Here is an 18,661-nt window from a genome sequence, read left to right as displayed (position 1 = left end):
TTATCAAACATAAAATATCAAACTGTTGGAAAATTATGATTTCCACCTATTAAGGTTAATATCTAAGTCAAATAAATCAAGTGCTCTGCCAACAGAGTATTCAATAATATCTTCAATATCTGCCGGTTTATTGTAAAATGCAGGTACAGGTGGTACTATTATTCCTCCAATATTTGTTACTTTGCTCATATTTTCCAAATGTGTTATGTGATATGGAGATTCTCGAAACATTAATACTAAGCGTCGTCTTTCCTTTAGATTAACAGATGCTGCTCTTACAATTAAATTATCTTCATATCCTTGAGCAATGGAAGTTAACGTTTTAGCGCTACAAGGAGCAACAATCATACCACAAGTTTTAAATGACCCACTAGATATTGCAGCTGCAATATCAGAATTTTTATAATAAAAAGTAGATAGCTTTATAACATCCTTAATCGTAAACTTAGTTTCAATTGAGATAGTTAATGCAGCTGCCTTAGAGATAATTAAATGAGTAGCAATACCATGATTTTTTAGCAACTCAAGAGCTTTAATACCAAATATTGCTCCAGATGCTCCAGTAATAGCAACAACAATATTATTTTGTTTATACATTACTATATACTATAATGAATGATAAATGGCGGAAAAGAGGGGATTTGAACCCCTGATACGGTTAACGTAAACACGCTTTCCAGGCATGCGCCTTAAACCACTCGGCCACTTTTCCATTTGAAATATAGTGTAAATAAAACTCATTGCTAATTTTTGAAAAGAGACTAATTGCTTAATGTTGATGTAAACTGGCATATTAAGCATGTAATACATAATATGTTAGTACATAAAAAAATTGCTGTTGTTTTATTCTTAATATTAAATATAAAAAACCTTATATTATCTTTAAATTGTGCTAAAATATACAATAAAAAGTAATATCATACAATAATAAAATTAATTATAAAATACTTAATTTAGCTTACACATGTAATTAAATGTATTATATTTATTATCGTAATATTTATTATATAGTTAATGTAGTAGAATGATAGTACCAATAGTGATATCATGATCCAATGCCATTATTTCTTTCTGTAGTATGACTGCTGCAATACTTGTTGTTGATGATTTAGAATATAATAGAAAGCTTTTAGAAACAAAGTTATTAACAGAATATTATACTGTATACACCGCTGCTAATGGACAAGAAGCTATTAAAATACTTGAAGCTATTAAAATAGATGTTGTATTACTTGATATTGTGATGCCAGGTATGGATGGCTTTGAACTTTGCAAAGCCATAAAGTCTAATCAAGATACTGCTCATATACCTGTAATCATAATAACTGCGCTATCAGATATTGAGGATAAAGTTAAAGGTCTTGAATGTGGAGCAGATGAATTTTTAACTAAACCAATAGAAGATATTTCTTTATTTGCTAGAGTAAAATCATTAGTGCGTATGAAGGCAGTTTCTAATCAAATAAAACTTCGCAGCATAACTTACAATCAAATTAATAATAATGATTCTGAATTTCTTAACGCTAATAAGGTTGGTACTACACTTGGTTTTAAACAAAGTAATGATTTTTCAAATAGTACAATTTTAATTATCGATGATGATGCTATATGGTTCAATCGCATCTCAGAAATAATAACATGCCTTACTAAAAAAGTTGAGTTATTTGAATGTATAAATTATACAGATAACAAAAATAAGTTATTAACAGATTTAGAGAAAATAGCTACTAGCTTGGTTCCAGATTTGTTAATAATTAATAACCAAATTATATTAGAAGATCCATTAAGAGTATATGCAATTTTACGGTCTAAAGATGAATTAAAGCAATCAGCATTTATACTGTTAACTGAAGATTCATTGGAAAACAGAGATCATGATGATATTAGTACTGATAAACTACTTAAGGGATTAGAAATGGGAATAAATGATTTCTTTCCTTACTCAATTGACAATAACGAATTACTAGCAAGAATTAAAACTCAATTAAGACGTAAACAATATCAAGATCAACTAAAGCAAGATCTAGATAATAGGTTAAACTTAGCAGCAAAAGATGGATTAACTAATATTTTTAATCGTAGATACTTTGACAGTCATATTAATCAACTTATTAATGATGCTAAAGACAGTAATAAGTCACTGTTTTTAATAATGATAGACTTTGATCATTTTAAAATGGTAAATGACATTTATGGACACCAAGTAGGTGATGAAGTATTAAAGGCTTCTGTCAAAATTATAGAGACTAATATCAGAGTTACTGACTTAATTGCAAGATATGGTGGGGAAGAGTTTATAATTACTATCTACGATGATGATATTGATCAGCAAAAGGCAATAGCATTGGCAAATAGAATTAAAATTAAAATTGAAACACACAATTTTATCATTTCTAATCTAAAACTTCAACTTAAGCAAACTATATCAATAGGAATCACTGAGTACGATCCACCAGAAGATGCTAATGCTTTAATTAGCAGAACTGACAAAGCACTTTATAATGCCAAACATTATGGTAGAAATCAAGTATGGGCTCTATTTAGGTAAAATTAAGTGTAACAAATTGACCAAAGTTAACTATAAGTCATAAGTTAACTATAAGTCATAAAGTCATATATCAAAAAGCATTAAGATTAAGTAAAAGATTAAACTTTGTATAATGTTAATTTTGAGTATATTAAGTTAATTTTAACCAGAGTTCGATATAGCGCTTAATTCTGGAAGGTAGTTACACTTTGTAAAGTATATTATAAAAACGATGCTTAATAACTGATTATTCTTTGTAGGCATTCTGTATTATACTTTTCATACTTTCACTTATCCTATTCTGGAGTTAGAATTGTTAAAAAGTGACAAACATACGCTAATGTTACCTAAAATAATTATGATTGCAACAAGAAAATATTAATATCTCACAACTGATCATGTTATATTAGTTTTTAAACTTGGGATTTAATAGGTCGACATCAAATGAAAAAGTTGGTATTGTAACTTTGAATTTTTCCAAAGATGACTTATCCAGCATAGTGTATTTTCCTTTCATAAGACCAGAATTAGTAAATAACCTGGTTTGGCTTACATATTCAAAAACTTCCATAGAATTTAAGACAGGCTGCTGACCTACTACTCCTTCTCCTTCTGTTTCTTCAACTGTACTACTAGAATCATATATTTGCCAATATCTACTTAATAATTGTACAGGATTCTGTCTTAAATTTTTGATTCGGACATTATATAGCCATACATATATAGAACGTAATCTATTAGATGCTTCAGGATAAAAAGCTGGCCTTACAGTTACCAATATATCAGCTGTTAAAGCATGAAATCCATTAAATTGATGATTCTCTATATTCATTATATTATAATTTCAATGATACTAATAAAATAATAATAATATAATTTAATTAAACTACTAAAAAATTGACAAAACTTATGCAAAAACATCAAAAAGTCACATTTAAAGTAAAAAACAAATCAGAATAAGATTGCAATAGTTCTGATATAATCTAACTTTATCAGTTTTAGGGTTTAATTGCATTATATCATTATTATCATATTAATAACTGTATAATATAATTTTTCAGTTATTAATATGATATAGTATAGTTTCAAGAAAATATATATTTTGATTAAGTAGAGAAATAAAAAGTAGAGTAGCTGTATGAATGAAAGTTAGAGTAATAGATAATGCATGCAGAGATTTTAAAAATATATATTATACAGAAGTATCAGCAAATAAAATAGGCTACAGATGGCAGATTTTTTTAGAGAAATAGATAAGAAAGTAATGCAAGTAATATGTACAGATTTTTCAAATGGTAATGAAATTCTAGTAAAGAAAAAAAACGCACCGACAAAAACCAACATCAAATAATTATAGTCAAAAAAACGTGAATCCAAGGTTAGAAGCTTTATTAAAGAATAAGCTTATACGCAATATGCGCTCCATAAAGAGCGATGCTAAAAAATGAGTACTCATTAGCTGATCTAGTGTTAACAAAAAGCAGTTTGTGCTAGCAAAACCAAAAAAATCATGCTAACTTAAAAAACTAAGGTGAGAATTGGTGTTGAGATGGCGATACAGTTTGCAAGGATTGAATTTTTAAGTAGAAGTAAAGGATGTAATAGTTGTTGTAAGGCAGTGTATAATGCAAGAACTATTGTTAAAAACAAGAAGACAAATATAAGGTATAACTTCTCTCGTAAGAAAGATAACGTATATCATACAGTACTGATACCAGCTTATGTAAATCAAAAATTCAAGAATATTCAAACATTAATGAATGAGGTGGAACGAACAGAAAAAAGAGAAAATAGTAAGTTGTTGAAGGATATAGTAATAGCATTGCCAGACGATAAGGAGTTGAATTTAGAAGATAGAATAAAGATTACACATGAAATAGTTGATGCAATGGAATGTTGTGCAAAATGGTCTTGGAGTGCAGATAGAGATATTCATAAGCCTCATACAGGAGATAAAAACTGGCATGCACATATATTGGTTACTACCAAGAAGATTTAAAGAGAATGGTGAAGAATTGAGAGCTAAAGCTGTTGACTTAGAGCCTAAATTCAGAACAGTTAATGGCAAAAAGTTTGTTATTCAAGATTCTGAGATGATTCATGAAAAAGAAATAATTAATGCGTTTTTCGCTAAATTAGGCTTATCAAATAGAGTTGGCGAGATAAGTGCAGTGCTGCAAAAGCATATTGTGCCTACTAGAATTAGAAGTTTAATTAATGAAGCAGCAAATGAAAATGAGTTACGTAAAGAGGCTAATTTAAAAATTATTAAGGATGCTGATGTAATAACGGATTCTCTATAACACATTACAAATCTATTTTTACTTAAGCAGGATATCGAAAAAGCAGTAAAAGATATACCATATATTCAGCGAAAGCAGAAATGAAACTGTTAGTTCAGCAAGTACTTAGTTCAAATAGAATACTAGAGTTATACCATGATGATGGTGAAAGTAGCAAATATTTTACTACAACTGAGGTTCGAAATGAGGAGACGAGAATAATCAGAATAGCTAATAAAATCAATGATCAGGTTTATTACAACGATATTTACAATCTTAAAAGCGATATAGAAGGACTAACAAATGTTAGTGAAGAACAGAAACAAGCTCTAAGACATATTTTGCTTAGCACTAGTGGAGTTAAAGTCTTAAGAGGAAGAGCTGGTACAGGAAAATCTTATGTTTTAGCAAAAGCGTATGAGCTTGCAACAAATTGTAGACAAAAAGTTATTGGCCTTGCTCCCACTCATAAGGCAGTATCAGAGCTGAAGAACAAAGGTTATACAGATGTCTATACAGTAAAGGGATTTTTGTATAATCGAAAAAAATTTTTATGCAAAATAGGTTAATAGTAGTAGATGAAGCTGGAATGGTAGGTACTAAAGCTTAGGCAGAGCTATTTAGAGTAGTTAGAAACAATAATTGTCAACTGATACTCGCTGGGGATGAAAAGCAGTTAGCTTCAATAGAAAGAGGCGGAATGTTTGAGATTCTGAGTAATATTTTCGGTTCACATGTTTTAGTGAATATTCGAAGACAAAGTGAAAACTGGAGCAGAGAGGTAGCAATGAAGTTTGCTGAGAGTAATATTTTAAGCGGTATAACCTTACCTGAGGCAAAATAACTGCGTTAAGTTTGATAATACGTTGCAGGACTCAATGAGTAAGTTAATATACAACTGGAGTCTAAGCAAGTTTAAACCACATGAAAAATTGGTAATTACAGTACGTAATAAAGATGTCGACTAATTTTTTCTATTGGTTCCATTCTTAATTGTTCTTGCGATTTCAGGTCCATATATAGGAGATTCTTGTTTAGAATTTTTATACCAATCTAGGACTTCAAGATTATTTGAATATCTTGCTAGTACGTTAGTATTATTTGGTAATAAGTACATACTATATATAGTTTCATTGCTGCTACCAATCTTAATATTTTGCATCTTTTGTATTTCTTGTTCACATCTTTGAGCTAATTCGTTTAAATTTGGTGAATTTTGTATAAAATTTGTATTCTGTGTAACAATTTTTGAGTTAATATCTTTACTAAAGTGTCTTTTACAGCATGAGTTATGAATAATTCAACCACTTCTTTTTCATATGTATTTAATGCATTATTATTAATAATATCAATATAAAGATAGTCCTGTAATTCAATTTCAAGATTATGATTCAACAAAAGCTTTACACTGTCTATGTGACATCTGGCAGCAGCATAATGCAAAGCAGTATTTCCACAAATATCCTGTAAATTACTAATTTTAGAATTATACTTTAACAGTAACTTTATACTCTACCTATGTTACCATGCAAAGCAGCATAATGTAAAGCTGTACATTTATTCTGATTAAGTAAATTAATAACATCAGAACTATGCTTCAATAAAAGCTCTACAATATCTGCATATCCAAAGGATTATGGGAACAATTGCTGCACAATATATGACGAAGGCATAGCTAAAGGCAGAGCTGAAGCTGCACAAGAGCTTACAAGGAACTTATTAAAAGCTGGCTTTTCAGTTGAATTTATTTCTGAAACTACTGGGTTATCAAAAGAAGAAGTGGTTAATGTAAAAAATAACATGGATTATTAACTTTTAAATTAATAATCCACTAACTTAAGTTTTTTGAGCAATGTATATCCCAAAACAAAAGCTATATTTAAGTTTTGTAGCTGCATAGTTAGTTTTGTGATAGGAAAGTTACCAGCAAGCTTTACATAACAAGTTAGGTCTGGTAGGTTCATAATTTCAGATGGCATAACTAAAAGCTTTTTACGCTCAACATTATTCATATTTACTCCATCTCGCATAGTATTTGAGCCATATGACAAGTTTTCTTGAGTTTCAATAATTTCTTGCTCACCTAGTGTTAATGCTGATTTATAAGCTGTAACCTGATCGCTAACTCGAAAAATAAATTTACTATTAAACAAATCAAGCATAGAAGCACATTCAGCAGCCCCATATATTGCTTCTAATTGATGAATGTTCTGCAATCCAGCAACAAAGCAGCCTCCATACTTTCTACTTTCAGCTAAAGCAACTGGTAAAGACGAAACTTTTTGTAGAGCTGGCAGTTCATCAAGTATAAACCACATGTTTTTGTTATCATGATTAGGATTTCTACACATCAAAGCCTTGATAGCTATGCTTATCCAGGCTGAAATAAGTAGCTGTAAAGTAGCTCTTTGACTTGGATTAGCTGTGATAAATAGCCAGCCAGTTTCATTTGAATTACTAAACCATTCTTTTATGCTAAAACTACCTCCAGGCTTTAAATATTGTAGCGAAGTAATATTTTTCCAAGAGTAGATTGAATTCCTGCAGAAGTTTCAGGAGCGCTTTCGCTTATAATACCTGATACAGCTGTGTTTCTAAAAGCTTTTGCAAATTGTCTATTATCAGAGTAAATGATTGTATGAATTAGTTTTATGATATCTCTTTGTCATCCTGATATAGCTTCAACGCTTCAGATAAGACTAATTCAGCATTTTTAGCAAAAAAGTCATCAATTTTAGATACCGTGTTAAGAATCAAGAAAAGAAATAATAGACTTCTTTCGAAACTATACAATGATGTAAAATGGTGTTATAAAAATCTGATTTGAAGTAATAATGAAATTAGATCAGATTAAAGAGTTAAAGGATGAAAAATTTCGTCGATTAACAGTAGTAAGGAAGGGAACATTCTCAAAGATGGTAGATATTTTGAGGAAAGCTGATGGTGTTAAGAAATCAAAAGGAGGGCGTAAAAATAAGCTCAATTTGGAGGAACAGTTATTGATGGGCCTTAGAATACCTTAGAGAATACCGTACTTATTTTCATATAGGTTCAGAACTATGGAATTAGTGAAAGTTCAGCATATAAAGCTGTTAAATGGGTAGAAGATACACTAGTTAAACACCCAAACTTTGCTCTTCCAGGTCGTAAAGCTCTAATGAATAGCGATATGAATTATGAAGTAGTCTTGATTGATGCTACTGAGACTCCTATAGAAAGACATAAAAAAAACAAAAATTAGACCTCTTTCGAAACTGGTTAAGGTAGATCAAAATTATAAATGCCAGAGATCAAATTAAATCTAAGACCGAATCTTTTACGTCTATTTCGATATTTGTCAGCAATAATTTTGAACCGTTTTAGCATAGCAATAACGTTTTCATTGACAACTCTTTTTCCTGCTAACCTACGATTATTCTTTTTATCATTTTTAGTTAAAGGATTTTTCTTGCTTTTTTTCTTTGGTAATGCAGAATTATTGTGAATTTTTTGTATACCTTGATATCCTGTATCAGTAATCGCTTTAATCTTAGGATGGATAAGAATTTTGGATTCCTTAAATAATCTAAAGTCATGTTTTTTACCGTTAGAAAAATCTGTACATATTACTTGGTATGTTTTCTTGTCTACCACTATTTGAGTCTTTAGTGTATGCCTTTTCTTCTTTCCTGAATAATAGAATTTTTGTTTTTTTTGGGTCTTTCTATTGGACTCTCAGTAGCATCAATCAAGACTACTTCATAATTCATATCGCTATTCATTAGAGCTTTACGACCTGGAAGAGCAAAGTTTGGGTGTTTAACTAAGGTGTCTTCTACCCATTTTACAGCTTTATATGCTGAACTTTCACTAATCCCATAGTTCTGACCTATATGAAAATAAGTACGGTATTCTCTAAGGTATTCTAAGGCCATCAATAACTGTTCCTCCAAATTGAGCTTATTTTTACGCCCTCCTTTTGATTTCTTAACACCATCAGCTTTCCTCAAAATATCCACCATCTTTGAGAATGTTCCCTTCCTTACTACTGTTAATCGACGAAATTTTTCATCCTTTAACTCTTTAATCTGATCTAATTTCATTATTACTTCAAATCAGATCTTTATAACACCATTTTACATCATTGTATAGTTTCGAAAGAAGTCTATTCTATTATTCAGGAAAGAAGAAAAGGCATACACTAAAGACTCAAATAGTGGTAGACAATAAAACACACCAAGTAATATGTACAGATTTTTCTAACGGTAAAAAACATGACTTTAGATTATTTAAGGAATCCAAAATTCTTATCCATCCTAAGATTAAAGCGATTACTGATACAGGATATCAAGGTATACAAAAAATTCACAATAATTCTGCATTACCAAAGAAAAAAAGCAAGAAAAATCCTTTAACTAAAAATGATAAAAAGAATAATCGTAGGTTAGCAGGAGAAAGAGTTGTCAATGAAAACGTTATTGGTATGCTAAAACGGTTCAAAATTATTGCTGACAAATATCGAAATAGACGTAAAAGATTCGGTATTAGATTTAATTTGATCTCTGGCATTTATAATTTTGATCCACCTTAACCAGTTTCGAAAGAGGTCTAATAATTTTATAAAAAAGATGTAAGTTTTTATAAAATTATTATTTTTGCTGGATTGAAACATTAGGATTAAAAGGAGAATTATGCTTCAAAACGCCATAAATAATATGTAGTAACTTACGCATAGCAGCAGTAAGGATAAGCATTTTGGGTTTACCAGTGTTAGATAAACGTTGAGAAAAATGCTTGATAATACAATTATGTCTTAAGGCAGACATAGCAGGCATATAAAAAGACTTACGTAGATCTGAATTACCAGTTCTAGAGATTCTACTAGCGCCACGCACAGAACTACCAGATTGACGATGCTTAGGATTAAGACCTACAAAAGCTACAACTTGTTTAGCAGAACTAAATTTCTCAATATCTGCTAAAAAAGCCAGAACTATAGCTTGTGTTTTTGCTCCTATACCTGGTATTGATTCAAGTAACATAGCTTTATTGTGAAGATCTTTGTTATTTTTAATATGGTCATTGATTAGTTGTTCAATTTCTTTAATTTGTGTTTCAAGAAATTCAATGTGCATTTGAATATTATTAGCAATTGCTTTAGAAGCTCCTTCTAATCTATTTGTTTCTTGTGTTTTATGCTTAATTAAAACATTCAGGCGATTAACCAGCTGCTGTAGTTCTTGAATATAATGCGGCTGTGGATACCATGCTTCCTGTTTCATTGCTTTGCAAAAATCTGCTATTAATACACTGTCTGCTTTATCTGTTTTTGTACGACTAAGTTTACTCATTGCAAAACCTTTAATACGAGCAGGATTTACTACACTCACTTTATAGCCATAATCGTACAGATATTTCGCTAAGCTTTTCCAGTAGATACATGTTGCTTCCATACAAACATGTCCAGTTTCTCTGCTTTTTAACCATGTTACTAATTTGTTAAATCCTTCAGAATTATTATTAAATTTTCTTGTTTGAACTTTATGATTAATTAACACAGCGGCATCAAATGTCTCTTTAGAAATATCAATTCCTACAATTATACTATTCATAATCACCAAATTTTATGTTAAATATCTCAAAACCAACCTTGTAAATACAGGCTTTTTTGCCTAAGAATACCGTCCGGTTTTTAGTTAAAAAAGATAGTTACTTATCTAAAATTCAGGCTAGTAGCCTTAGGAGCATAACTGTATACTAGCTTTCTTTTGTGCTATTGCTATAATCTTTTATTTTATTGCAATTTCACTTATTTTTATCATACAAGGAGTATAATTACTAAAACTACTAGCTATATCATGAAAATCAGCTGCTTCAAAACAATCATTCCAAGGCAACCACTGCTCACTATTTTTTTCCAAAGGATTAAGCAACTTATCACATTTAGAATCAAAATTTGATCGATATCATAAAAATGTTCACCAATTGCTAACTTAAGCTACACATATCTTTCAATTACAAAATAATACAAACTGCTCAAAAAAAGTTTTTGATATAATCGACATATAATCCATAATATCGATAATCCTAACCCAATTGTAAAAACATTTGTACTACCTTGCCCAAACATTCTTAACTTATGGGCAAATAACTGCGATCCCCTAGTAAAATTACCTTGATTCTGAAAATTCATCTATCTCAAGAGTATTTTTTCAAAATCTGTAGTTTTTGCTCGTAGTCTTTTGCAATAGTAAAATTCTCAAATTCTGTTAACTTTTTAATTGTTAGTTTATATTCTTCTATAAGATTAGGCATATATTTAATAGCTAAGTTAAAATTCTCCTTAGCCTTTGAGTATTGTCCTAAACTTACTAATGAAATTACTTTTTCAAGATAATTTTCAGCAAAATTAGGTTTGTACTTAATAGCTATATCATAGTTTTCTATTGCTTTTTGATGTTTTCCTAATTTCTCAAAAACCATTCCTTTGATATAATAAGAATCTGCACAATTTGGAGCATATTTAATTGCTAAATTGCAGCTTTTTTATTGCTTCTGGATACTTTTTTAACATACTTAGCACATAACCTTTATTACAGTATGCTGTTGCATCATTATGATCATATTTAATAGCTAAATCAAAATGTTCTATTGCATTCTGCAATTGTCCTAAAAATGATAAAGTTAACCCTTTATTATGATAAGCTTCTGAGTAATTTGGTCTGTACCTAATAGAGCTATATCATAATTTTCAATATCCTCTTGAATGTAGCCTAACTTCATTAATACTGTACCTCTGTTATAATAAGCTTCTGGATTATCAGATCTGTACTTAATAGCCAAATCAAAAATTTTAATTGCTTCTTGATATTTTTTTAGCCTTAAAAAAGAACTTCCAATATTTGAATATTCTTTAGCTAAAACATTTTCGTCTTTAATGCTATTTTGTTGAATTAGCTTGTTTTTTTTCAGCTGCAATAACTGTATTTAAAAGCATTAGCAGTAAAATTATTGTTATAGCTAATTTATATATATTTTTCATAAATCCAACATACCTTTAACTTTTATCTTTTTTCGTTATTCCAAAATTTTCCAGAGCTTGCTTACCAGCCCTTAAAAATGTTGAATTAGTAGTATCAGAAAACTTTTTCTGTATTTTTTGAGTCTCATTTTTAATATTATCAGAAATTCGATTAAGATTCTCTATTTTTTCGTTATCACTAAAAATTTGTTCTATATTATTATTATAAGCCTTATTATTTATATAATTAGCGTTTTGACATTTTAACTCCTCAGATTTTTTATTAAAAATTTCTTGTATATCTCGTTTAGTAGAAAAGTTGCCAGCATTAATATGATCATTCAAATCTTCAGGTATTTCATTGTTGATTTTAGCAACATCAAAAGCAATTTTTCTGCTTCTACCTTATCCATCTAGCTGCTTGCTACTTGCTTGTTATTTCAGGATTTCGAGCCATAATTTCATTTAATACAAGTTCATTAATATTACGATCAATAGTAGTAGAGTTTTTGGGATACATAATTCATGCTGTAACTCAGTTGCTCCATTTCTTGTTTAGTTTGAGCTATCTCTTACCCAATTGATTGCTGTTCAAAAAGGTTAGCACTAAAATTTTCACTTAATGACTGTATCTCACTATCTGTAGTACTAAGTATTCCTTCTTTAACAGCACTTTGAATTTTTGATAATGTCTTACTATGTGATTGTTGCTGATTTACTGAGTTACCTTGTTCATTATTATATTTGTGTGCTCCTTCAACTACACCTATAGCACAAAAAGCGCCACAACCAATACTAGCACTAGTTCCACTACTTTTACTATCGCTACTACTAGATTGACTATCTCCTGTATTTCACCACTTATAAGCGTATGATTGAATATTTTTACTAGATCTTTTTCTAATTGCTGTAATTTCCAACTTTTCATATAAAACCTTCTTTTAAGTTGAATTGACTAGTATATTGAGTTATACTATTTACAACATATGCTTCAAGTATATGTTATATTGTTTTCATGGGGTGCTTATTTCGCTAATTTTAAGCACATTATTTTCTTGTTGAATTGTGGCTGGCACAGCTTGTATTTTAAACTTCGTACTCAAAAAACCCAATTGATCGAAGAATACATGCCGGCCTAATAGATTGCTTAGTTCAATAGGATTTCCATTAACTAACACTATCTTTCCTGGTCTTGATTTTGCCCAAGCAACCTGATCTTCATCATCTCCAAAGGATTTATTTTAGTTCCTCTCCTTACTATTATTATACCATTTTTTGTCTTAATGTCATCCTTTTAAACGTAGGTAAAATCATATACTCGCGTTTTATTTTCAGTAGCTTTAGTCAAATTTTTTACTGGTACTGGCCTCATGATTTTTTGTCTAACTTTTTCCTGAAATTCCATCTGCATTTGGTTCAACAAATCACTTTTAAAGAATTAGCGATTGTATCGCTTAGTTGATAAGCAACAGCGAATAAAGCAAAGAGCGTGCCTATACTCCTACTTGGCGCTTCATGGAATTATTTCTCGTTCTCTTATCACATGATTAATTGCTTCACTGACATTCATACCCTTAGCCATATAGTCTTCTATAGCCTGATAATCTCTAGCATTCGTCGAAGTTAACAGTAGAGTAAATGGATCAATCATTAATAATCTGCCTATAACACCTGAAACATTAGGGCTGTAAATAGCTATTTCGCTATAATACTGAGGATTTGAATGTACAGATTGCAGTAAATTTAGTTTCCAATCTTCATCAACAAATTTGTTCATAATACATATAACTTGAAAATCATTTATCAATCCCAGGCTGCGTATGTTTTTTGATCATTAGATTAACCTCTAGATTGAAAACTTGCTCCTAATTTCCTAAATTTTTTTCAACCTATTTTCAACTTTTTGCTTTAATTTTTTTGTTATATTGACAAATATTGCAAATGTAGTCATTTACAATGAAGTTTACGTATAAAATATCATGTTGGTAAATCTTATGATGCTATTGTCGCTTTTTCTATGCTCAAACTTCATTGTAAATGACTATATATTTATAGTTAAAATTGAAGATTGATTATAAATATTAATAAAAGTTAACATAGGTTAATAGTAGGTTCTATAAAGTGTAGAAGTTGATAAAAAATTAACTTTTCTTCTTCTTTATATTTGATATGTCTTTGCACCTTTACCTATAGACATGTTATATGCTATATATCAATGCGTTATAACAACAAGTTCATGTGAATGGTTATATTTTGCAGCTCTCTTTTCTTAATTAAACACGATGTGTTTCTAATTATTGGCGTATAATTGTAACTCGTGTGTCTACTTACTAGACTAACAATTATTTTATTCTATTAATAATATATTTAGTTAGATTTTCTAAGTAATTTTTATATTCTAAACTTATATTTAACTTAGTAATAATATCGTATACTTGTTGTTCTAATTGAGAAATTTTTTGTTTTATTAATGCTAAAACATTGTGTGTATATAAAAGACTTAAAGCGTGCTTAAAGTCATCTTCTTTTTGTTCTCGATTCAAGAATATTCTATGCCAAAAATCTCTTTCATTCTGTGAAGAAGCGCAATTATATGCCATGATTATTGGTAATGTTACTTTTCCCTCCATAAAATCATCTCCAACATTTTTACCTAAACTATCTGAGTTGCCAAAATAATCTAATATGTCATCTACTATTTGAAAAATCAGCCCTAATTTAATGCCAAATGTTTTAACTAGTAGGCATGTTGGTGCACTTTGATTAGAAATTATAGCAGCAATTTCGCATGAAGTACCAAATAGTTCTGCTGTTTTAGCTTGTATTACTCTAAAATACTCATCTTCAGTAATGATTTTTTGGTTATGTAATTGTGTTAACTGTTTAACTTCTCCTGTAATAATAGTGTTAAATGACAACGAAAAACTTTTAAGCGCTCTTATAGAATTGCTTTTAATCATTAACTTAAACGACTGACTAAATAAAAAATCACCAATTAATATGCTGGTTTTAGTATCCCATTTAAGATGAACAGTAGGATGTGATCTGCGCATTTTGCTTTCATCAACTACATCATCGTGTAACAAGGTAGCTGAATGAATAAGTTCAACAGCAGCAGCTAGATAATAGTGAGATAGTCCATGGTAATTAAATAACTTACTGATAATAATAGTCAACATAGGACGTATTCTTTTACCTCCTGCATTAAAAAAATATGTCCCAACTTCATAAATTAATTGCTCTTGAGATGAAGAAATGCAGTTTAATATAACATTATTTACTTCAGACATATCTTTATCTAGAAAATTACTTAATTTATCGATAAAGCTATTACAGTTGTTACTGAATTTTAAGTTCATACACTTATATACTTAAATTCTACTGGCATGCTGGTGCTTCTAACAATGATTTTAAAACTTCCATCCATAATTCTTGTGTAATAATTTCTGGAGAACGATTTAGCTTATCTATTAAGTCAGACTTTTGCTGCAGCTGAGGTAAAAACTTTAGTATTAGTTTGCTAGGAGTAGAAGATTTAGTAATTATTTCACGTACCTGATTATATAGTGTTCTATAGTACATACCTCTTATTGCCAGTAAGTCTAAATTACCAATTCTTATTTTATTAGATATATCATAATGACAATTGATTACTCTAATATTTGGTGAACCATGTAATGGCTTTGAAATTTTTGATAAAAACGACTTTAAAATATCTTTATTAAGTTCAACTAATTGATTTTGTTGCAGTATATTTTCATCTATTTTGTTTTCTTTACTATTTAGTTTAATATGATTTTCAATAATTGTTTTAATATTGTAAAAGTCAATAATAAAGTCTACTAAATCTCTAAAATTTAGCAGATAAAAATTAGTGATAAACCTTGGATTTGTTGTGTCATAGAGAGAGTCTTTGATATCAATTCCAAAATCATTTAATAATATTTTTAAGAAATTAAGTCTAAATATGTTACTCTTGCTACTAGATAATAATTCAAAATCCAGATTTAGCATTATTTGATTAGGGAATGCAATTGTATTAATTATTTGATCAAAATAATCTAATTTTGCTAAACATTCTTTTTTTTGTAATGACATATCATTATCGGTATATACAAAAGCTATGTTTTGCATTGCTGTTTTAAAATCAAAATTTTCCATCTTCTGTAATATAGCAGTAATATCAGAATTTGTTTTTTCTTCATCATCTATATTTAAAATACTAGCCAGTAAAATCTTAATAAAAGATAATTTATCCTTGATATTTAAAATAGAATAGGTCGCTAATTTATTGTTTTTATTTTCTATATGAGCTAAGTTTTGATAATCTATTTTACTAGATACTGCCAGCTTATCATCTTCATAAGATAGGTTTTCAATATTTAATTGACCGTTAAAACTATTCTGCTCTATATTTTTTGTTATGGAATACCAAGAAACTTTCGGTAATAACAAATCCAAAGTTGATTTAAACTCAAAACTCCAAGGAGAAAATGAATAATTCATATGATCTACTGTAATTTTGCTATCTATAGCATAATTTTTAGGTATATCATTTCGAAGATCATCAACACTGTAATAATATGGATGATTATCAAAACTAATGTGAAAATACGATTTTAGTATTTTATTTTTTAGTAGATTTTTAACATTATCATAATCAGAAAACTCTCTAACGTTAAGCTTAAAATGATTTAGATAATTGATTAATTCAAATGCATTATGTTCTTTCAATATTTGAAATAGTCTTTTTGACAATTTTAATTCGCTAGATATCGTAGCATCTATCTTAACTACATTATTGTTAAAACTTGATTTCGAGTCATATGTCTGCTTACTGTAACATTGACCACTATACTCTATTAAAAAAATTTTAGATGCTAAACTATATCTTATTTTAATTGGTGAATCGCATTTTATTATTTCAGATATGTTACTATCGGATATACTACTGATAGTAACACCTAAAACATCGAATCCTATACTAAGAGGCGTAGTGATTGCTTTAACAGTTGAAAAGCTAATAGTTGAGTAAGTGCTATCTTGTTGATATACTGTAATATCTCTTTTTCCATATGTTTTAGTGATTCGATTAGCCAATATTTCCCATACCGCATACCAACTAATAAGCAAAAGTAATAGTACTACAATGCTTGTAATTAAAATTATATATACTTTTCTCATTACTTCTTTTCCATAAATTGTTGTAAATCATCATATTTATGATAAAGGTTTACAACATCAATTAACCAAATTAAAACTACTAGTATAAATACTCCCATTAAAATTGCCGAGATAGAGCTAATGGTTGATTCTGGATACAATGTTAAAATTAAAAACTGTATAAATGCTCCGCCTGATTTTCCAAGTTTTGCTCCTACTACCTCAACTGCAGCTTTTCCTTTGATTTTTGTTTCAATATCCAGTGGAATATATGCAATTTCTTTAGTTGCATCAAATAAGGAACATTTACTTGATTTACTTAAAATATTTTGCGATGCTCCAACTAATACAGCTAAATAAATAGGACTATAACCAACAGTGCTAAAAATTGTACTTGCAGTTTCTCCTGTAATTATTAACAGAAAAAATATTATACCTGTCACTCCGATAATTAAAGGAGTAATCAGAGCTGGAAATAACCAATTAAATTTATGTAATATACTACTACTCATTCCCATAAACATAACACAAGATATTCCCATAACAACATTAAACTTGCCCATAAAAGTAATGTATTCCTGCGTTGTAGGATATAGTTCTTTAATTTGAGCTTTCCATGGGCCTTCCAAAATATTGATTGATAAACCATAGCAAATTACCATAATTGCTATTCGACTAATATAGTCAGATCTTAAAATTAACTTTATACTATCTTTTAAAGATAATTTAGTTGTGCCATGATTATATAGCTTAAGATTATTCATTAGATTATCTTTGTTATGCATTATAACAGCTTTACCTAATACTAAGTTATTTAAGTACTTAAAGGTAAGAATCGCTATAATTCCAAAAATCGTAACAACAATAACAATATGTTTAAAAATTGCTTCGGAATTTTTAGCACAGTCGCTATTGATTACAAATATATCTGATGCTATTGAGATTTCTGAATTATTGGCACATGCTATTAATACATTACCAGCAACAATTAGCCCTAAATTACCTATCATGCCTAAAGCTGGATAAAATCTTTTGGCATCTTTAATATTAAACATATTATTAGCAAATTGCCAGTACATCAGATTAATCACTACGACACTCCATAGTTCGCAGATAATATACATCACAGCATAACTCCATTTTCCACAAATTCTAATAATCCACTGTAAATGCGGATAATTATATATTGCTTCTTTAATTAGCTCCTCTGATGGATGTAATAACATTTCATTTGGATAAACAATAAAAGCAAATAGTAAAAAGAATATTAAAAAAAATGTTACTATGATATAAAATATATTTTCCATCGAGTAACTATTAGATAACTTAACGTATGTTAAAGTGAATATAATTGCTGAAGGTAACACTAACCATAATTTTAGAAAGCTAATAACTTCAGCTCCTACTGAAGGTACAACTAAGCTATCTTTTATTGCTCTTAAGGCACTAAAGTTAAATAATAGGCAAAATATAATTAAAGCCATTGGCATAAATAGCTTCATTTCATGAAGTTCTATTGGCCATAGAGCTTTTGTAAATTTTTTTAAAATGTTAGTTTTTTGCATTATATTGAATCAATTTGATAAAGCAACAAGAAGAAAATTCACTTTTAACACATAACAAATAAAATCAAAATTATAAGATATATTCGACTAAAATTGGTGTTTTATAGTATTAAACTATAAAAGT

20 protein-coding genes, 1 tRNA gene and 6 pseudogenes are annotated in these 18,661 nt (G+C 29.1%); 9 read left to right on the top strand and 18 right to left on the bottom strand.

What is annotated here, in order from left to right; all coding sequences use genetic code 11:
- Nucleotides 1-33: 33 nt before the first annotated feature.
- Nucleotides 34-597: a UbiX family flavin prenyltransferase gene (locus OTBS_RS01555; protein ID WP_011944401.1), complete on the bottom strand. Its 564-nt coding sequence runs from the start codon at nt 595-597 to the stop codon at nt 34-36.
- Nucleotides 598-623: 26 nt separating this feature from the next.
- A tRNA-Ser gene (locus OTBS_RS01550) sits at nt 624-712 on the bottom strand.
- Between the two features lie 366 nt (nt 713-1,078).
- Between OTBS_RS01550 and OTBS_RS01545 the strand changes: the two genes are divergently transcribed.
- Nucleotides 1,079-2,548: a PleD family two-component system response regulator gene (locus OTBS_RS01545; RefSeq protein ID WP_011944400.1), complete on the top strand. Its 1,470-nt coding sequence runs from the start codon at nt 1,079-1,081 to the stop codon at nt 2,546-2,548.
- 385 nt (nt 2,549-2,933) lie between these two features.
- Here the strand turns inward: OTBS_RS01545 and apaG are convergent, their stop codons facing one another.
- Complete coding sequence (apaG, locus tag OTBS_RS01540; RefSeq protein WP_011944399.1) at nt 2,934-3,359, bottom strand: Co2+/Mg2+ efflux protein ApaG; 426 nt, start codon at nt 3,357-3,359, stop codon at nt 2,934-2,936.
- A gap of 396 nt (nt 3,360-3,755) precedes the next feature.
- On the opposite strand from apaG, the gene OTBS_RS17445 reads away from it, so the two are divergent.
- From OTBS_RS17445 to OTBS_RS17435, 5 genes are all read left to right on the top strand, one after another.
- Nucleotides 3,756-3,878, top strand: coding sequence for a hypothetical protein (locus OTBS_RS17445; protein WP_269763905.1), 123 nt, complete (start codon nt 3,756-3,758; stop codon nt 3,876-3,878).
- 180 nt (nt 3,879-4,058) lie between these two features.
- Nucleotides 4,059-4,526, top strand: coding sequence for a MobA/MobL family protein (locus OTBS_RS13765; RefSeq protein WP_157866300.1), 468 nt, complete (start codon nt 4,059-4,061; stop codon nt 4,524-4,526).
- Nucleotides 4,492-4,830: a hypothetical protein gene (locus OTBS_RS15345; protein ID WP_193777003.1), complete on the top strand. Its 339-nt coding sequence runs from the start codon at nt 4,492-4,494 to the stop codon at nt 4,828-4,830. Before OTBS_RS13765 ends, OTBS_RS15345 begins: the two co-directional genes overlap by 35 nt.
- Nucleotides 4,831-4,910: 80 nt before the next feature.
- Nucleotides 4,911-5,378, top strand: a complete 468-nt coding sequence (locus OTBS_RS17440) for an AAA family ATPase (protein ID WP_269763904.1) — start codon at nt 4,911-4,913, stop codon at nt 5,376-5,378.
- Between the two features lie 80 nt (nt 5,379-5,458).
- Nucleotides 5,459-5,653, top strand: coding sequence for an AAA family ATPase (locus OTBS_RS17435; RefSeq protein ID WP_332370178.1), 195 nt, complete (start codon nt 5,459-5,461; stop codon nt 5,651-5,653).
- Nucleotides 5,654-5,773: 120 nt separating this feature from the next.
- Here OTBS_RS17435 and OTBS_RS15815 read toward each other — a convergent pair whose 3' ends face one another.
- From OTBS_RS15815 to OTBS_RS15805, 3 genes are read right to left on the bottom strand one after another with little or no spacing between them, the layout of a single operon-like run.
- Nucleotides 5,774-5,971 carry a hypothetical protein gene (locus OTBS_RS15815; protein ID WP_041621107.1) on the bottom strand — a complete coding sequence of 66 codons (198 nt, stop codon included), beginning with the start codon at nt 5,969-5,971 and terminating at the stop codon, nt 5,774-5,776.
- A gap of 38 nt (nt 5,972-6,009) precedes the next feature.
- Nucleotides 6,010-6,270 carry an ankyrin repeat domain-containing protein gene (locus OTBS_RS15810; protein ID WP_232489031.1) on the bottom strand — a complete coding sequence of 87 codons (261 nt, stop codon included), beginning with the start codon at nt 6,268-6,270 and terminating at the stop codon, nt 6,010-6,012.
- Between the two features lie 44 nt (nt 6,271-6,314).
- Nucleotides 6,315-6,410 carry a hypothetical protein gene (locus OTBS_RS15805; protein WP_232488847.1) on the bottom strand — a complete coding sequence of 32 codons (96 nt, stop codon included), beginning with the start codon at nt 6,408-6,410 and terminating at the stop codon, nt 6,315-6,317.
- Between the two features lie 64 nt (nt 6,411-6,474).
- On the opposite strand from OTBS_RS15805, the pseudogene OTBS_RS15800 reads away from it, so the two are divergent.
- Nucleotides 6,475-6,621: pseudogene (locus OTBS_RS15800) on the top strand (transposase); the annotation flags it as partial.
- Nucleotides 6,622-6,629: 8 nt separating this feature from the next.
- Here the strand turns inward: OTBS_RS15800 and OTBS_RS01520 are convergent.
- Nucleotides 6,630-7,545: pseudogene (locus OTBS_RS01520) on the bottom strand (type IV secretion system DNA-binding domain-containing protein); the annotation flags it as partial.
- Nucleotides 7,546-7,643: 98 nt separating this feature from the next.
- On the opposite strand from OTBS_RS01520, the pseudogene OTBS_RS11150 reads away from it, so the two are divergent.
- Nucleotides 7,644-8,044 (top strand): annotated as a pseudogene (locus OTBS_RS11150) (transposase family protein); the annotation flags it as partial.
- 23 nt (nt 8,045-8,067) lie between these two features.
- On the opposite strand, the gene OTBS_RS11145 reads toward OTBS_RS11150, so the two are convergent.
- A protein-coding gene (locus tag OTBS_RS11145; protein WP_157866298.1) for an IS5 family transposase occupies nt 8,068-8,891 on the bottom strand; the annotation gives its coding sequence in 2 pieces (ribosomal slippage) (nt 8,068-8,504 and nt 8,504-8,891; 825 coding nt in all).
- A gap of 53 nt (nt 8,892-8,944) precedes the next feature.
- On the opposite strand from OTBS_RS11145, the pseudogene OTBS_RS01500 reads away from it, so the two are divergent.
- Nucleotides 8,945-9,379: pseudogene (locus OTBS_RS01500) on the top strand (transposase family protein); the annotation flags it as partial.
- A 58-nt stretch (nt 9,380-9,437) separates the two neighbouring features.
- Here the strand turns inward: OTBS_RS01500 and OTBS_RS01495 are convergent.
- The 10 genes and pseudogenes from OTBS_RS01495 to OTBS_RS01455 all read right to left on the bottom strand — a co-directional run bounded on the left by OTBS_RS01495 (nt 9,438) and on the right by OTBS_RS01455 (nt 18,537).
- The gene (locus OTBS_RS01495) at nt 9,438-10,406 is read right to left on the bottom strand and encodes an IS110 family transposase (protein ID WP_080571794.1); all 969 of its coding nucleotides are present in this window, start codon (nt 10,404-10,406) and stop codon (nt 9,438-9,440) included.
- A 210-nt stretch (nt 10,407-10,616) separates the two neighbouring features.
- A pseudogene (locus OTBS_RS13750) lies at nt 10,617-10,981 on the bottom strand (TraD N-terminal domain-containing protein); the annotation flags it as partial.
- Nucleotides 10,982-10,986: 5 nt separating this feature from the next.
- On the bottom strand, nt 10,987-11,271 hold the full coding sequence (locus tag OTBS_RS17795; protein WP_332370163.1) for a hypothetical protein: 285 nt from the start codon (nt 11,269-11,271) through the stop codon (nt 10,987-10,989).
- 40 nt (nt 11,272-11,311) lie between these two features.
- A complete protein-coding gene (locus OTBS_RS17790) occupies nt 11,312-11,521 on the bottom strand; it encodes a tetratricopeptide repeat protein (RefSeq protein WP_332370177.1) in 210 nt (69 codons plus the stop codon).
- Nucleotides 11,473-11,766, bottom strand: coding sequence for a tetratricopeptide repeat protein (locus OTBS_RS17785; protein WP_332370162.1), 294 nt, complete (start codon nt 11,764-11,766; stop codon nt 11,473-11,475). The genes OTBS_RS17790 and OTBS_RS17785 overlap by 49 nt, the downstream gene beginning before the upstream one ends.
- 79 nt (nt 11,767-11,845) lie before the next feature.
- A complete protein-coding gene (locus tag OTBS_RS01480) occupies nt 11,846-12,154 on the bottom strand; it encodes a hypothetical protein (RefSeq protein WP_041621102.1) in 309 nt (102 codons plus the stop codon).
- A gap of 1,168 nt (nt 12,155-13,322) precedes the next feature.
- Nucleotides 13,323-13,577, bottom strand: a pseudogene (locus tag OTBS_RS01470) (conjugal transfer protein); the annotation flags it as partial.
- A gap of 574 nt (nt 13,578-14,151) precedes the next feature.
- Nucleotides 14,152-15,168: a polyprenyl synthetase family protein gene (locus OTBS_RS01465; protein ID WP_011944395.1), complete on the bottom strand. Its 1,017-nt coding sequence runs from the start codon at nt 15,166-15,168 to the stop codon at nt 14,152-14,154.
- A 19-nt stretch (nt 15,169-15,187) separates the two neighbouring features.
- Nucleotides 15,188-16,543 carry a hypothetical protein gene (locus OTBS_RS01460; RefSeq protein WP_232488845.1) on the bottom strand — a complete coding sequence of 452 codons (1,356 nt, stop codon included), beginning with the start codon at nt 16,541-16,543 and terminating at the stop codon, nt 15,188-15,190.
- Between the two features lie 449 nt (nt 16,544-16,992).
- A complete protein-coding gene (locus tag OTBS_RS01455) occupies nt 16,993-18,537 on the bottom strand; it encodes an Npt1/Npt2 family nucleotide transporter (RefSeq protein ID WP_011944393.1) in 1,545 nt (514 codons plus the stop codon).
- Nucleotides 18,538-18,661 lie beyond the last annotated feature (124 nt).

This window comes from Orientia tsutsugamushi str. Boryong, assembly GCF_000063545.1.
Taxonomy (GTDB): domain Bacteria; phylum Pseudomonadota; class Alphaproteobacteria; order Rickettsiales; family Rickettsiaceae; genus Orientia; species Orientia tsutsugamushi_C.
This window is presented reverse-complemented; position numbering and strand designations above follow the sequence as displayed.

What these genes read in the sequence shown, in the direction of transcription:
- OTBS_RS01555 (WP_011944401.1), bottom strand. Translation starts at nt 597, where the DNA reads ATGTATAAACAAAATAATATTGTTGTTGCTATTACTGGAGCATCTGGA.
- OTBS_RS01545 (WP_011944400.1), top strand. Translation starts at nt 1,079, where the DNA reads ATGACTGCTGCAATACTTGTTGTTGATGATTTAGAATATAATAGAAAG.
- apaG (WP_011944399.1), bottom strand. Translation starts at nt 3,359, where the DNA reads ATGAATATAGAGAATCATCAATTTAATGGATTTCATGCTTTAACAGCT.
- OTBS_RS17445 (WP_269763905.1), top strand. Translation starts at nt 3,756, where the DNA reads ATGGCAGATTTTTTTAGAGAAATAGATAAGAAAGTAATGCAAGTAATA.
- OTBS_RS15345 (WP_193777003.1), top strand. Translation starts at nt 4,492, where the DNA reads ATGCACATATATTGGTTACTACCAAGAAGATTTAAAGAGAATGGTGAA.
- OTBS_RS17440 (WP_269763904.1), top strand. Translation starts at nt 4,911, where the DNA reads ATGAAACTGTTAGTTCAGCAAGTACTTAGTTCAAATAGAATACTAGAG.
- OTBS_RS15815 (WP_041621107.1), bottom strand. Translation starts at nt 5,971, where the DNA reads ATGCAAAATATTAAGATTGGTAGCAGCAATGAAACTATATATAGTATG.
- OTBS_RS17795 (WP_332370163.1), bottom strand. Translation starts at nt 11,271, where the DNA reads ATGGTTTTTGAGAAATTAGGAAAACATCAAAAAGCAATAGAAAACTAT.
- OTBS_RS01465 (WP_011944395.1), bottom strand. Translation starts at nt 15,168, where the DNA reads ATGAACTTAAAATTCAGTAACAACTGTAATAGCTTTATCGATAAATTA.
- OTBS_RS01455 (WP_011944393.1), bottom strand. Translation starts at nt 18,537, where the DNA reads ATGCAAAAAACTAACATTTTAAAAAAATTTACAAAAGCTCTATGGCCA.